General features: G+C 46.7%; 12 protein-coding genes and 1 riboswitch. Of the genes, 7 read left to right on the top strand and 5 right to left on the bottom strand.

Annotation, left to right across the window (positions count from 1 at the left end; genetic code table 11):
• The first annotated feature begins 1,058 nt into the window (after positions 1 to 1,058).
• On the top strand, positions 1,059 to 1,259 hold the full coding sequence (locus SPG90_RS21080) for a DUF4225 domain-containing protein (protein WP_322408334.1): 201 nt from the start codon (positions 1,059 to 1,061) through the stop codon (positions 1,257 to 1,259).
• On the opposite strand, the gene SPG90_RS21075 is transcribed toward SPG90_RS21080, so the two are convergent.
• Positions 1,234 to 1,563, bottom strand: a complete 330-nt coding sequence (locus tag SPG90_RS21075) for a hypothetical protein (protein ID WP_268206377.1) — start codon at positions 1,561 to 1,563, stop codon at positions 1,234 to 1,236. The two genes, SPG90_RS21080 and SPG90_RS21075, sit on opposite strands and share 26 nt — an antisense overlap.
• A 260-nt stretch (positions 1,564 to 1,823) precedes the next feature.
• On the opposite strand from SPG90_RS21075, the gene SPG90_RS21070 reads away from it, so the two are divergent.
• Entirely contained in the window at positions 1,824 to 3,821 is a 1,998-nt protein-coding gene (locus SPG90_RS21070; protein WP_322408333.1) for a choline BCCT transporter BetT, read from the top strand.
• A gap of 84 nt (positions 3,822 to 3,905) precedes the next feature.
• On the opposite strand, the gene crcB is transcribed toward SPG90_RS21070, so the two are convergent.
• The 4 genes from crcB to SPG90_RS21050 form a co-directional block, all read right to left on the bottom strand.
• Complete coding sequence (gene crcB / locus SPG90_RS21065) at positions 3,906 to 4,283, bottom strand: fluoride efflux transporter CrcB (protein ID WP_268206375.1); 378 nt, start codon at positions 4,281 to 4,283, stop codon at positions 3,906 to 3,908.
• A gap of 94 nt (positions 4,284 to 4,377) precedes the next feature.
• On the bottom strand, positions 4,378 to 5,667 hold the full coding sequence (gene eno, locus SPG90_RS21060) for a phosphopyruvate hydratase (RefSeq protein ID WP_248163018.1): 1,290 nt from the start codon (positions 5,665 to 5,667) through the stop codon (positions 4,378 to 4,380).
• Positions 5,668 to 5,683: 16 nt separating this feature from the next.
• The gene (locus SPG90_RS21055; RefSeq protein ID WP_248169851.1) at positions 5,684 to 6,109 is read right to left on the bottom strand and encodes a universal stress protein; all 426 of its coding nucleotides are present in this window, start codon (positions 6,107 to 6,109) and stop codon (positions 5,684 to 5,686) included.
• Complete coding sequence (locus tag SPG90_RS21050; protein ID WP_322408332.1) at positions 6,106 to 7,014, bottom strand: DHHA2 domain-containing protein; 909 nt, start codon at positions 7,012 to 7,014, stop codon at positions 6,106 to 6,108. Before SPG90_RS21050 ends, SPG90_RS21055 begins: the two co-directional genes overlap by 4 nt.
• Before the next feature lie 78 nt (positions 7,015 to 7,092).
• Positions 7,093 to 7,161: riboswitch (Fluoride riboswitch) on the bottom strand.
• A gap of 1,120 nt (positions 7,162 to 8,281) precedes the next feature.
• On the opposite strand from SPG90_RS21050, the gene SPG90_RS21045 reads away from it, so the two are divergent.
• From SPG90_RS21045 to SPG90_RS21025, 5 genes are read left to right on the top strand one after another with little or no spacing between them, the layout of a single operon-like run.
• Entirely contained in the window at positions 8,282 to 8,842 is a 561-nt protein-coding gene (locus tag SPG90_RS21045; protein WP_047626701.1) for a fimbrial protein, read from the top strand.
• A gap of 48 nt (positions 8,843 to 8,890) precedes the next feature.
• Positions 8,891 to 9,595 (top strand): molecular chaperone, encoded by a 705-nt coding sequence (locus SPG90_RS21040; RefSeq protein ID WP_032640041.1) that lies wholly within the window; start codon positions 8,891 to 8,893, stop codon positions 9,593 to 9,595.
• Complete coding sequence (locus SPG90_RS21035) at positions 9,561 to 12,131, top strand: fimbria/pilus outer membrane usher protein (RefSeq protein WP_322408331.1); 2,571 nt, start codon at positions 9,561 to 9,563, stop codon at positions 12,129 to 12,131. Before SPG90_RS21040 ends, SPG90_RS21035 begins: the two co-directional genes overlap by 35 nt.
• The gene (locus SPG90_RS21030) at positions 12,128 to 13,459 is read left to right on the top strand and encodes a fimbrial protein (protein ID WP_322408330.1); all 1,332 of its coding nucleotides are present in this window, start codon (positions 12,128 to 12,130) and stop codon (positions 13,457 to 13,459) included. Before SPG90_RS21035 ends, SPG90_RS21030 begins: the two co-directional genes overlap by 4 nt.
• Complete coding sequence (locus SPG90_RS21025) at positions 13,456 to 14,154, top strand: molecular chaperone (protein WP_322408329.1); 699 nt, start codon at positions 13,456 to 13,458, stop codon at positions 14,152 to 14,154. Before SPG90_RS21030 ends, SPG90_RS21025 begins: the two co-directional genes overlap by 4 nt.
• Positions 14,155 to 14,249: the final 95 nt, after the last annotated feature.

The following is a 14,249-nucleotide window of genomic DNA, read 5'->3' as shown; positions in this document are numbered from 1 at the left end:
GATGTTCTGGCTGGCAGACTATTTTTTGACCCTTAATGACCGCGTATCAGAAATAGTGTCACAGGCAATGCGTATCTTCGACCACGACGATGATACCGGAATCGAATTTAACCCGGACATGCAGCTGTTTGCTTTGAAAGAGTAAAAAAAAGGACACCGCCCAGGGGAAGGAGTGTCCTCAAATGTGTCAAATTCGTTTTAAGTGAAAACTGTTCAGATGTTTTCATATTCATGATTACATAATATCCGGGATTTTTCATCCGCCATATTCACGCTCCAAAAAAAAGGAGGTCTTCGGCAGGAGGCGTCCAAAGCATACCAGGCTTTTGATACACACACTGCTTTGCAGATGCGAAATCATTTTGATTTTTTCATAGTCTTATAGGACCATCAGCTACCAGAACAGGTAGAAAAGGTTGAAAAACTGCAATGTTTGAGAAAGGCAGGTTAATGGACCCCAGCCCTGAAGAAAGATAAGGAATATTTAATGGATATCGCGCTTTTTCCAAGATAAAGTCGACATCAGTGGGCTGATATGATGATAAATCTGAAAGCCCGGAAGCTTGTTAATACCGCAAATGTGGTCGCGGCCATGCATCTCAGTGATTCACTGACCCGGCTGAAATTCGTGGATGAAGTAAGACTGGTTGTCATGCAACAGTTTGAGGCGGCGAGGCGAGCTAAATACGATGAAGAATGCATTGGCTGCCTGAAAAACCTACGAGGTACCTCCTTGAACAGTCGCGCATACTGAAAACTGGCTATGCCCGGCTCTACTCCGAAATTCAATATGTAGCAGTGCAGAATAAAATAGCCGGGTATTTGATATCCGGAATTAAGATTGTACTTGCCGGCGTTCAGGAGGTGTCATGATCACCATCATGACGCCTGTTGGCATGCTTGCCGGTACCGTTCTGGTTGAGGATTCCCTTACTGGAAGCTGCACGTCAGCTCCTGAATGAGTCGGATTCAGAAGGGATCCTGACGGACGTCGCGATGTCCATTGCGGAATTTATGGGGGACAGTCGCGATATTGGCTTGGGGTCTTTAATGCAACCATGCTTGCAGCCGGCGTTTATGGGATGTTTGGGCTGACCGGTAAAGCTGAGGCCTGGCGTCTTTTCCGTTATCTTCCCGGAGAGTATTACCGCAAGGTGGAAACCATGTCTCTGGGTAAATTGACGATGATGGTTATGGTATGGGGGGGCAGCGCTAAGGTGGTACTGGGACTCCTTACCCGTGATGACCGGAGTCGCTGATCTGTGATCTCATCAGCTTCCATGATTTATAGCCAAGTATGACAGGCATCACTAAGAGCAGCACAATCAGCAGAAAGACGACGGCAACCACACAGGAGATAACATGGCTGGCGCTGCCAAAGATCGCGGTGAGCAGGGTGATCATTGTCATCCCGCCGGTAAGCCAGGCTACTGACAGGAAATAACCGGCCAGATTTTTCAAAACCCTCTCCTGCGATTCCCCCGTCGCCTGGTAACGTTTGATTCGCTCGACATCCTTACTGGTAAATCCTGCCGCGATAAGTTCCTGCTTTTTCACTGTCATTCACGTCTCCTTTAACAGTTAAAAAATACACTATATTTAAGCCTGAATCGCGTAGAATTGCTCTTCGTATCACGCATCTTTTTTTATTTTTACAATACTATTCCAATGTTGTGCCTCAAGAATAAAAACCACTTATATCGGGTATAAAATACCATCCGCATGAAAAGGGTAAATAAACCCAACTTTGGTCAGAAACCTTGCGTACATTTTGTTACCATTGTATTTTTATATTTCCACTTGATAATGCAATGAGTTTAAGTATGAGTGAAAATGATACTGTCCCAAAGCAGTCCAAAAGCCAGATTAACAAAGCGGTTTTCTTTACCTCTGCTTTGTTAATTTTCCTTCTTGTCGCCTTTGCCGCCGTATTCCCGGATGTCGCCGACAAAAATTTTAAATTACTGCAGCAACAAATCTTCACGAATGCCAGCTGGTTCTACATCCTTGCTGTGGCCCTGATTTTGCTGAGCGTCACGTTCCTGGGACTCTCACGATACGGAGATATCAAGCTGGGTCCGGACCATGCGCAGCCAGATTTCAGCTATCACTCCTGGTTTGCGATGCTTTTCTCGGCAGGGATGGGGATCGGCCTGATGTTCTTTGGCGTTGCTGAACCTGTGATGCATTATCTTTCACCTCCCGTTGGCACCCCGGAGACCGTTGCGGCAGCGAAGGAAGCCATGCGCCTGACGTTCTTCCACTGGGGCCTTCATGCATGGGCAATCTATGCCATCGTGGCGTTGATCCTGGCCTTTTTCAGTTACCGTCACGGTCTGCCTTTAACGCTGCGTTCCGCACTCTATCCCATTATTGGCGATCGCATATACGGGCCTATAGGCCATGCGGTAGATATTTTCGCCGTTATCGGCACGGTCTTTGGCGTTGCGACATCGCTGGGGTACGGTGTTTTACAGGTTAATGCTGGTTTGAATCATCTTTTCGGCGTGCCCATCAATGAAACGGTACAGGTCATTCTGATCGTGGTCATCACGGGGTTAGCGACGATTTCGGTGGTGTCCGGCCTGGACAAGGGAATACGCATCCTGTCTGAGCTTAATCTGGGCCTGGCGGTGTTGCTCCTGGCGCTGGTCCTGTGCCTGGGTCCCACTGTGCTTCTGCTGAAGTCATTTGTGGAAAATACGGGGGGCTATCTGTCGGAACTGGTGAGTAAAACGTTCAACCTTTACGCGTATGAACCGAAGTCAAGTAACTGGCTGGGGGGCTGGACATTATTATACTGGGGATGGTGGCTTTCATGGTCGCCGTTTGTAGGGATGTTCATTGCACGCGTTTCCCGCGGCAGGACAATTCGTGAGTTCGTGACTGGCGTGTTGTTTGTTCCCGCCGGCTTTACACTCATGTGGATGACGGTGTTTGGAAACAGCGCCATTTATCTCATCATGAACCAGGGCGCCACTGACCTGGCAAATACAGTCCAACAGGATGTTGCTCTGGCGCTGTTTAATTTCCTGGAGCATTTCCCGTTCTCGTCTGTATTGTCATTTATTGCAATGGCGATGGTTATTGTTTTCTTTGTAACGTCTGCTGACTCGGGAGCAATGGTTGTTGATACTCTGGCGTCAGGCGGCGTCGCTAACACGCCTGTCTGGCAGCGAATCTTCTGGGCATCACTCATGGGCGTTGTTGCTATTGCCCTGCTAATCGCAGGGGGGCTGAGTGCGTTGCAGACCGTAACGATAGCAAGCGCATTACCCTTCTCAGTGATCTTACTGATATCAATATACGGTCTGTTAAAAGCGCTGCGTCGTGACCTGACCAAGCGTGAAAGTCTGAGCATGGCTACTATTGCGCCGACGGCTGCACGTAACCCAATTCCATGGCAGAGAAGGTTGCGTAATATCGCTTATCTTCCTAAGCGTTCTCTCGTTAAACGCTTTATGGACGACGTTATCCAGCCTGCCATGACGCTGGTTCAGGAAGAACTGAATAAGCAGGGAACGATTAGCCACATCGATGACGCTGCCGACGATCGTATTCGACTGGAAGTCGATCTGGGCAATGAGCTGAATTATATATATGAAGTGAGGCTTCGCGGGTATAACTCGCCGACCTTCGCCCTGGCTGCGATGGATAATGATGAGCAGCAGGCTGAGCAACATCGATATTATCGCGCAGAGGTTTATCTCAAAGAAGGCGGTCAAAATTATGATGTGATGGGCTGGAACCAGGAACAGCTGATTAATGACATACTGGATCAGTACGAAAAACACCTGCACTTCCTGCATCTGGTTCGTTAACACCACTACGCCGTCAGTATTATGACGGCGTTTTAATTTCCCAATCAATGATTAATACAATTGGGTTGAAAGGTTTTACTCTAATTATGATATGACTATTACCATAAGATAAAATCCTGCTGCAGTCATGAGCAGGGAACCTGACACATGAACCATTACAGAAATGAAAGACCATAAGTAATTGCCCGCCTGCAATAGCGTAAACACTTCAACTGAAAACGTAGAAAAAGTTGTCAGACCACCACATAAACCGGTGACGATAAGAAGCTTCAGAGCTGGATCTAACTGGGGATGGCGCATAAAAAATGCCATTGCTGCGCCGATGATGAAGGCCCCCAACAAGTTAACGAGGAGTGTTCCCGGAGGTAATGAAGGAAAGAGACTATTGAGTTTAACCCCAAAAAACCAGCGTATAACGCAACCTACAGCACCACCACACATAATTGCTAACAACTGACTCAATGCCACACTCCCTACCTGAATAAAATATAAATACTGAATCACAGGGGACTGAATTTACCCAGCCCCCTTTTCTCATATGCTGTTATGGTTATTATTAACCATGGCGAATGAATGCTTTAAGACCGGCATAACGGGCCTCAGCGCCAAGTTCCTGCTCAATACGCATTAGCTGGTTGTATTTTTCAATTCGTTCACCACGGCAGGGAGCACCAGTTTTCAGATGTCCGGCACGGAGCGCTACCGTCATATCGGCTATGAAAGTGTCCATGGTTTCTCCACTACGGTGCGAAATGAAAGCCCCCCAACCGTTTTCATGGCAAAGAGAGACTGCATCAAATGTCTCGCTTAATGTACCAATCTGATTGAGCTTAATGAGCGCTGCACTGGCCAGATTTTCTTCAATACCCCGGCGAATGTACTTCACATTGGTTACAAAAATATCATCACCTACCAGTTCAACACGTCCGCCAAGTTTCGTGTGCAGATATTTCCAGCCCGCCCAGTCATCTTCAGCAAGCCCGTCTTCAAGCAGAATGATAGGAAAATCATCTATAAGCTCACCGTAGTATTCCGTCATTTGTTCAGCGCTCAGTGAGTTTTTTTCGGTCCGCAGGTGATATTTACCTTCGCTGTAAAATTCGCTTGATGCCGGATCCATACAGATACTGATGTCTTCGCCCGGGCGATAACCGGCGTGTTCAATGGCCTGAACAATTAATTCGAGTGGCTCCCGGTTTGAGGAGACCGCAGGGGCAAATCCACCTTCATCGCCAACTGCTGCGGAGAGGTTCCTGGTCAGAAGGATCTGGCGAAGCGCCTGATAAACTTCACTCCCCTGACGAACAGCCTCAGTAAGCGTCGAAGCACCGTGCGGGGCTATCATAAATTCCTGGAAGTCGGCTCCCTGACCACGAGCATGAACCCCACCGTTGATGATGTTCATGCAAGGAACAGGCATCAGACTGGCGTTAAGTCCCCCCAGATAGCGATAAAGCGGCTGACGCGTAACCTGAGAAGCTAGCCTTGACACCGCAAGTGAAACACCAAGAATCGCATTTGCTCCGAGTCGGCTTTTGTTCTCCGTGCCGTCAAGTTCCCTCATCAGGTTATCCAGTTGACGCTGCTCTCTTACATCAGTTCCTCTGACAGCGCTACAGATTTCTGTATTAACTGCTTTGACCGCATCACGTACTCCCTTTCCGCCGAACCTCCCTATATCACCATCGCGTAGTTCAGTTGCCTCTCTGGTGCCTGTACTGGCACCAGACGGTACTGAAGCACGCGCCATTTGCCCGTCAGAAGTAAGTGCCTCAACTTCAACTGTAGGGTTACCACGGGAGTCAAGAATTTCGCGTGCAGCAACTTTTTCAAGTTTAAAATTCATATACTTCTCCTCAAACTCAATCATGAATGTGTTTAATAAGAACATCTACGTTCAGATGATTAACGTACTCAGCGGAGCGGGACGTGAGCGCCCCCATAAAACGGTTGCGATGACCTGCAATCACCATGTCCACCCCGATGTCGTTTATGCATTTCTGTAAGTCCTCGAATCGACGCAGAGTTACCACCTCGCGCGCATCCACCCTTTCAGGCACAGATGAAGTCAGCTCACTGAGGAGTGCTTTGGCCTTAAGTATTTCTGTTGATACAGCATCATCCATCAATCCGTCTGATACATAGTTCATCTCACGGTAATCAGTGCAGATATGTGCGAGAGTGATTTTCATCTGGAGGAGACGCGATAGTTCAGCCGCATGCTCCAGAAGTTGAGCTCCGTCTTTCTTAGACTGAACAAGAACCAGTGCGTGCGTGTAGATTTTCATGGCTGACTCCGACTCTGAAGCAGAAAACGTTCCAGCCAGGGAAGAAGCTGCTTCTTCCGGCTGACCATGCCCTCTACTGAAAATGAAGGTGTACTGTCCCCTTCCGGCCCGGCGAAATATAGTGAAGAACAGCATTCTGTGATGTTGGTTACCATCAGTACGACAAGACCAGCTCCCGTTGACATGGCCATTTGCGCCATAGTTTCCTGCAATTCATCGAGCAGAGGTGCTATCTGACCCGATGTGCTTATTTCGATTTGAGCTATGCGGGCATCGATTCCAACAAGAGAAAAGACTTTAAGATCTTTATTAAGAAGCTGCTCTGCGGAGAGTCCGGAAATATCGGTTTTGGCCGCAATTAGAGCTTGTGCAAAAGTTCTCCGTTTTATCCCTGACCAGACGCAAAGTTCTGTGGCGGCACGAAGATCGTCTTCGGTGGTTGTAGGCGAAAGGAGATCAATTGTGTCGCTAAGCAGTGCACCGAGAAGTAAAATACCGTAGGCGGGAGGCATTGCATTGCGCATCTCTGTGTTCATCATCAGCCAGACAACAGTTGCGCTGCTGCCTACGGGTTTGATTGAGACCTCAGGGGGAAGTAAGGTTGTAAGGCCACCCAATCGGTGATGATCAATGATCCCAATAATATTGCTTTGGATAAGACCAGCAGGTCCCTGAAGCGGATCGGTGAAATCTACCAACCATACATCTTCTTTTAGAAGAGGAATGTCGAGAAAAGGAGGTAGCGTAAGTCCAGCTTCTCGAAAAATAAATCTGGTTTCTGTGCTCGCTTCTCCTGCACGCCATGCCCGTGCAGGGCGTCCGCAATGGTTGAGCCAGCATGCAGTTACGGTTGCTGTACAGATAGCATCGCTGTCAGGGTTTGAATGGCCAATAACATGAATCAATGGTGTATCCCCATTAGAGGGAAGTACACAGGCCGAATGGAATTTTTGACGGCCTGATATACCTCCTGAAAATCAAGAGTCATATCAGGCGTCATCAGCCCTTAAAGGGGCGGTTGGGAAAGGTGGAACGCCATCACCTTAGCCAAATTATAAATCAGAAATAAAAAATTGGAAGAGACATTCCTGTCTAAGCTTGATGGAGAATGATGCCGCCTCATCCATGATTCGAGGCATATATGCTTTAGGGATACATCGAGAAGGTCGCGATGTTTGGTATCTTTGGTTTGAAAGTGAATTCTAAGGCCACTTCGCGTCGTAGTTGGGGAGGACTATGAATTTTAAGGTGTAACTGGACGTCATATAGGTCTTAAAGGTGTTGTCCAGGACCGTTTGGCCTTAAGACATATCTGCAGGAGCCCACGGCCTGGTAAATGAAAAGTAGCTGACCTGAGTATGCAGTTTCATACAATACCGTTTATGCAATTGGCAACATGCTTGAGGACATCTGTGATGTCAGCGATAGTCAGAACTGGAAACTTCATCGCAGGACAATAACATCGAGCACTTTATAAAGATAATAATATGGGGCAGGGGAAACTCTCCGGAACATGAAAGGTGGTTATGATACTAGTCATCGGAGTCATACCTGAGACTATCATGATCTTCCCAGAAGCAACTACCGATGACTCTTCAGGTCGCTATACGGATAATCATCAGGTTTCACTGATTATCTGGCCACATCCCGAAGACTTTATCTACTCAGAGACTGGGCTAAACGTTTAGCAAGTGAATGCTGGTTTTGATTTCATTAACCAGAATTTTTATTCCTTCGTGTCAGTTTGGAGTATAAGCGAATGCGGCAGCAATCAGCTCATGAATCCTAAAGCACAGGCTCAATACAAATGATAGTCATTATCTTTTAATAATTTCTTATCACCCCCCCCCTAATTATGGGGGGTTGCTATTTAATTCCACCAACCTTTTTAACAATTATTTAATGAAAAAACAAAAAACCTACACAAATATTTTTTCTTGTGTAAGTATATATAATATAACCCTTAGTTATCAAGCGGTTAAGGTGATACAAAAAAATGAACAATTTTGTGCGTATAATTGACATAAATTAAACTCGTGCGCATACTCTATTCAAAGCAGAATGATTTGCTTCACACAAAACTCTTAAGTAGATATTTTCTTTCGAGTCTTAAATCCTAGTAAATTAGTCGTCTATTCAGGAACCCGTGAAATTCATCAATAGGACATTGCCATGAAAATTACACTGAATAAATATTTACCATTAGCCGTTATTTCACTCATTCCGTTTGCTTCAGAAGCGGCACCTACAGTCACTTTCCAGGGGGAAGTTACTGAGCAAACCTGTACAGTGGATATTAACGGGACCACAAATGCTGTCGTTCTTTTACCAACCGTATCAGTCAAGGACTTCGGCGCGACGCTTGCTGCAAGTCAAACTGCAGGATTAACCCCCTTCAAAGTTACCGTGAGTGGTTGCACTGCTGGATCATCTGATACTGCGCTTACAACTAACTTCCTCGGATATAACGTTGACACAACCTATGGCGTGCTGGGGAACACTCTCACAGGTGCAAATGCCGCGACAGGGTTTGGTATTCAGTTGCTCAACGGGGGGACCAGTGGAAGTACTGCGATTGCGCTTAATGGTGTAACCGGCGTTACAGGACTGGTACTACCGGCTGGAGAAAATACTGCGAGCTACGAGTTCGGCGCGCAATATTTTTCACTGGGCAGCGCGGGCACTCCCGGTAAAATTACCTCTGTTGCAGAATACAGCATCAGTTACCTTTGATGACATCACTGGCTGCATTTCGGTGCAGCCAGCTTAAGCAGGTGGTATATGAAAATCAGGCCAATAATTCTTTTTTTTGCAGCGTTTGGCATGATGGCGGGCGCAAATGCAAACGTTGTAATGACCGGTACTCGTGTGATCGTGCCATTCAACAATAAAGAGAAAACTGTTCAGTTGAAAAACCCTGATAGTCAGCCTTATGTTGTTCAGATGCAGATTACGGATGATAAAGGTAAACCTGATTCTCATTCACCTTTTATTATTGTACCACCTGTATTTCGAATGGAGAGAGAAACAGGACAATCTGTGAGGTTAATTACGAAAGATACGAGTCGCTTACCTCAGAACAGAGAATCGATTTTTTATCTTAGTTTCACACAATTGCCTATGGTCACACCTGAGCAGAAAAGCCAGAACCAGTTAGTTCTTGCCATCACTAACAGGGTGAAAATTTTCTACAGGCCAGCAGGTCTGGGCGGAGAAGCGGAAGATGCGTATGACAAAATGGAATTCTCAGCATCTGGAAGCGAATTACGGGTTAAAAACCCAACGGGTTACTTTATTAATGTCAGAAGTGCTGAACTGAAGTCAGGCAGCCGTTATATATCACTGGCCAAGAGCGTAATGTTAGATCCTGATTCACAGGTTAAATGGTCTCTTCCGGATGGAATTCATTCACTGAGAGGGACGACAATCAAACTGATAATGGTGAATGACTATGGAGCGGATGTCATTAAGGAAAGACACTTGTAAAGTGCCTCAAGAGGTTACTAAGTTATCTTTACTAAGCATAACGCTCTTAATCGTAAATCTTTCAGTGATATCTTTCTCTGCCACAGCATCTGATGAGGTAAGCTCAGAAGAATATATTTTTGATGCTGAGCTATTTAAAGGTACTAACTTCGATCAATCTGTTCTTGAGTCTCTTAAGAACCCTAACGCGATAGCTGCGGGTGAATATAAACTTGATGTTTATATCAACAATGAATTGTTAGGAAATTACACAGTCCCTTATATTACGCATGACAATAGTGTGTTGCCGTGCCTGCCAGAGAATCTGATATCTGATATCGGACTCAAAGAGAATTTGACGGTCTCAAAAAATACAAAAAGTTGTCTCATTACCTCCGACATTTCAACAGCAATTGTTGCCCGGACAAACCTTTCTGAACTAAAACTAAACGTCTCAGTACCTCAGGCAATGTTGCTCAGCAGACCAAAGGATTACGTCAATCCCGATAAATTCCAGACAGGGAACAACGTGGGTTTCCTGAACTATGTATCTAACTATTATCACGTGTCCTACTCAGATTCTCGTGGCAGCAACCTGGATTCTTTGTGGCTTTCCTTAAACGGAGGCATCAATATTGCCTCATGGCAATACCGGCAGATTAGCAACCTTAACTGGAATAAAGAGACGGGATATCAGTGGAATAACGTACGCCAGTACGTACAGCGTCCGCTGCCAGCCTTCAACACTCAACTGATGGCTGGCCAGCTGATTACCAACGGTAAGTTCTTTTCTGGCATGAGCTATAACGGATTAAACCTCTCATCCGCTGAAGAGATGCTTCCTCAGTCGCAAAGAGGTTACGCCCCGCTGATTAAAGGTATCGCGTCAAGTAATGCGAAAGTGACCATACGTCAGAATGGCCAGGATATCTATCAGACAACCGTCCCACCAGGCGCATTTGAAATCAATGACCTTTATCCTACTGGTGGTAATGGTGACTTGACTGTTGTTATTACCGAAGCTGATGGCACGATAAAAACCTTTTCCGTCCCCTTCTCAGCTTTACCTGAGTCAATACGTCCCGGCATGTCGAAATATAACTTAGCGCTCGGAAGAGTACGCGATACGGATGTGACTACCGAATTTGGTGATTTTATCTACCAGAGAGGGATAACTAATGCGCTGACTGCAAACGGTGGGTTACGCATGGCAAAAAATTACACGGCTTATGTTTTTGGCGGTGTCCATGCCAGCAGAATCGGGGCAATTGGTGCAGATGCAACTTACTCCACGGCGAAACTGAGTGACGACAGGACCAGTCAGGGATGGATGAGTCATTTGTCATGGAGCAAAACCTTCAGTGCTACCGGTACAAACCTGTCACTTGCCAGCTACAGATACTCTACTGCCGGCTATCGCGATCTGCTTTCAGTACTAGGTGACAGGAACAGAATATATACAGGCAATGAATGGTTAAATTATACCAGCGGTCAACGCGAAAGATGGGACCTGACGCTGAGCCAGACGCTCGGTGATTTTGGTACATCATATATTAATGCCGCCACTCAGTCCTATCGTGACGGCCGGTCGCGGGACACGCAATACCAGCTGGGTTTCAGCAAAATTCTTGGTCAGAACATCAGTATGAACGTGGCTTTAACAAGACAACGCGTCGGAACCTATAACGATCGTGGCCATGTTGAAAATGCTGCAGCTGTTTCATTCTCTATACCGCTATTCTCAGACAGCCCGCGTCCCGTGAGTTTCAGTACATCCTATAACCACAGCAACAGTGGGGGGGATCAATATCAGGCAAGTGCTTCAGGTATGGCAGATGACAATCAGACAACCAGCTACAGCATTACCGCCATTCGGGATCAAAAGTACCAGCAGAACGTATTCAGCGGCAGTTTACAGCGGAGATTGCCAAAGGCGTCGCTGGCTGCAAGCGCTTCGAAAGGACAGGGATACTGGCAAACTTCGGCCAACGCTCAGGGGGCGTTAGCCGTACATGCGGGTGGTGTGACTTTTGGCCCTTATCTGGGTGATACCTTTGCAATTGTCGAGGCAAAAGGCGCCGAGGGGGCCCGTATATTCAGCTCTGACCAGACGGTTATCGACAATAATGGTTATGCATTAATTCCGGCACTGACGCCGTACCGTTATAACAATATTTCTCTTGATCCCAAAGGCATGCAGGGACGTGCAGAAATCATAGACAGCCAGAAAAGAGTGGTTCCTGTCGCCGGTGCTGCTGTTAACGTCAGTTTTAAAACGCGGACAGGGACAGCCCTGCTGATTACGGTGACTTCCCGGGACGGGAATACCCTACCGATGGGGACGCAAGTCTACGATCAACAAGGCGAGGCGATCGGAATTACGGGACAGGGAGGCCAGGTCTATGTCAGGGTGCCAGATACCAGCGGTGAGCTTCTGGCTGAATGGGGTAACGGTAAAAAATGTTACATACCGTACACTCTCAGCGAAGATGAGATAAACGCAGAGATAGTGAACCTCAGCGCAACATGCAGCAACCGGCAGGGAGGTGTTTCATGAAGAGAATTGACAGGATGATACGTACACTTTTAGTTTTGCTTCTTTCTCTGAGCGCCTTCGGGAGCTGGGCAACCTGTAAGAGCACAGGTGCTTCACAGACGGAAGATAACAGGACGGCACTGATACCTTTTGGTCGCATCAATTTAACGGATACCTACTTTCAGCCGGTTCGTACCCTGCTGGGGTCAATTACCGTGCCACCGACAAACTACACCTATGGTGGTGCAACGGCGTCGACCATTCTCTGGACATGTGATTTGACAGATTTGCCGAATATTTATTTTCTTGCGGCAACGAATGGTGATGACAGGGTCGGTGGATACTGGGATCTCGGAGCACAGGACGGCATACCGGATGTGTATGCAACGTACTTCGCTTATGTCGGTATAAAACAGACAATGAGTGGCGTAACGCTGACCCGTTTCTGGGCCAAAGTTCCGATTACGACCTATGCCACTAACTCATCTAACTCAGCCAAGATAGATATTCGTCTGCAGGACGTACCTGCTCTTCAGGCAGAATTATATCGCATCAGTACTATTCCTCCCGGGAGTGGTTCTGGTTCAGCCTATTGTGGAAGGGGTACATCCGGCGTTGTCACAGGAACACCGACCGGCGTCAATTATTCATGCATACAGCCGAACTCCTATATTCAGTTGGTCGGCCCGGGCCTGACCCATGACAATGTAGGCGAAGACAGTAACACTAACTACCGTTTCTGGGGAGTTGATAACGGATTTGGTTATGGCATGAGGTCTGTCAACACGCTTTACAACTCACCAAGCTGTGTCGCCAGAAGTGCGACACCAGTGGTGCTTCTGCCAACGATTTCAGTAAGTGATTTAAATAAGGGGCTGACCAGCACTGCGGGTTTTAATGTAACGGTTGAATGCAGTAATTCAGTTACCTCAGGTACAACCGCGAATTCCGGCCAGACCGCAATAGGATTCCAGGTATCAAGCGGGGCATTCACAGCAGCCAAGGGTCTTGGACTGGTAAACAGCAGCAATGGCGTCAGCTTACTGCTGTCTGATAACTATCAGGCGACGGGAATGGCAAAAGGCGTGGGGATCGCAATCTCATACAGCAGTGCGCCGGGTACAGCACTAACTCTCATCGGCGAGCAGGGCATGGATATTCTTAACCATTCGGGCAATGCAGCGGGTTGGTATCCTGTACTGAATAATGCGACACCGGTTGGCAGTTCCAGTAGCGGATATACCAATTACAGCTATAACTTCACCGCCACGCTCAAAAAAATAGATGGCCAGACAGTTGTAGCCGGCAAAGTTAAATCCACTGCGACGATAATGGTGCAGGTACAATGAATAAAATCATAATCAGTCTGATGCTTTGGATGCTAGTATTTCCCGTTTACTCTGGCGTAATGCCATCTCAGTCAAGAGTCATTTTCAATGCCTCTGACAGGATGCAGAGCCTGATGCTGGTAAATACCAATTCTTACCCGGTAGTTGTGCAGACCTGGGCCGATAATGGAGAAGGTGATCCGGATGTGAAGAATATTCCCTTTATCATCCTTCCTCCGGTATTCAGACTTGAATCGGGTGATGTCAGAGGCATTCGTATAGTAAAAAATGAGACATCACTGGCTCAGGACCGGGAGTCACTTTTCTGGCTGAATATTTATGAAATGCCGCCCGATACAAGAATGGATAAAGAAAACAGTGTTCTTGTTACCATGAACACGCAAATTAAAATTATTTACAGACCTGCGCCAGTCACCACTACCCCGGCTGAAAGTATGACAAAGTTACGATGTACACTGCAGACAAAAGGATTACTGAAATGCAGTAATCATTCAGCTAACTATCTTTCTATTTCAAGCATCAGCTATTTGGATAAGGAAAACAGAGTACACTCTGTAAAAAAAGGAATGTTAACATTCCCGCCATATGCAGACGTCAGCATACATGAGAACTCCATGGCAGATTCACCAGTCAGACTTATATTTACACTTATTGGGGACGGAGGGGAACTAACGGACATATCGGTTAATATGTGATCCTGATAAAAAACAGACGATGCTGACATAAAGTTCCATATGAAATGGACACAAAAAAAACCAATTAGTGCCACAAATTTAATTGTGCCCGAAAG

Origin of the sequence: Enterobacter sp. D2 (genome assembly GCF_034427575.1) — a bacterium.
Taxonomy (GTDB): domain Bacteria; phylum Pseudomonadota; class Gammaproteobacteria; order Enterobacterales; family Enterobacteriaceae; genus Enterobacter; species Enterobacter cloacae_M.
Note: the sequence above shows the minus strand (reverse complement) of the source record. Positions and strands in the feature narration are given on the sequence as shown.

Coding starts and splice junctions, on each gene's coding strand:
- SPG90_RS21080 (WP_322408334.1), top strand. CDS start 1,059: ATGCTTGCAGCCGGCGTTTATGGGATGTTTGGGCTGACCGGTAAAGCT.
- SPG90_RS21075 (WP_268206377.1), bottom strand. CDS start 1,563: ATGACAGTGAAAAAGCAGGAACTTATCGCGGCAGGATTTACCAGTAAG.
- SPG90_RS21070 (WP_322408333.1), top strand. CDS start 1,824: ATGAGTGAAAATGATACTGTCCCAAAGCAGTCCAAAAGCCAGATTAAC.
- eno (WP_248163018.1), bottom strand. CDS start 5,667: ATGAATTTTAAACTTGAAAAAGTTGCTGCACGCGAAATTCTTGACTCC.
- SPG90_RS21055 (WP_248169851.1), bottom strand. CDS start 6,109: ATGAAAATCTACACGCACGCACTGGTTCTTGTTCAGTCTAAGAAAGAC.
- SPG90_RS21045 (WP_047626701.1), top strand. CDS start 8,282: ATGAAAATTACACTGAATAAATATTTACCATTAGCCGTTATTTCACTC.
- SPG90_RS21040 (WP_032640041.1), top strand. CDS start 8,891: ATGAAAATCAGGCCAATAATTCTTTTTTTTGCAGCGTTTGGCATGATG.
- SPG90_RS21035 (WP_322408331.1), top strand. CDS start 9,561: ATGGAGCGGATGTCATTAAGGAAAGACACTTGTAAAGTGCCTCAAGAG.
- SPG90_RS21030 (WP_322408330.1), top strand. CDS start 12,128: ATGAAGAGAATTGACAGGATGATACGTACACTTTTAGTTTTGCTTCTT.
- SPG90_RS21025 (WP_322408329.1), top strand. CDS start 13,456: ATGAATAAAATCATAATCAGTCTGATGCTTTGGATGCTAGTATTTCCC.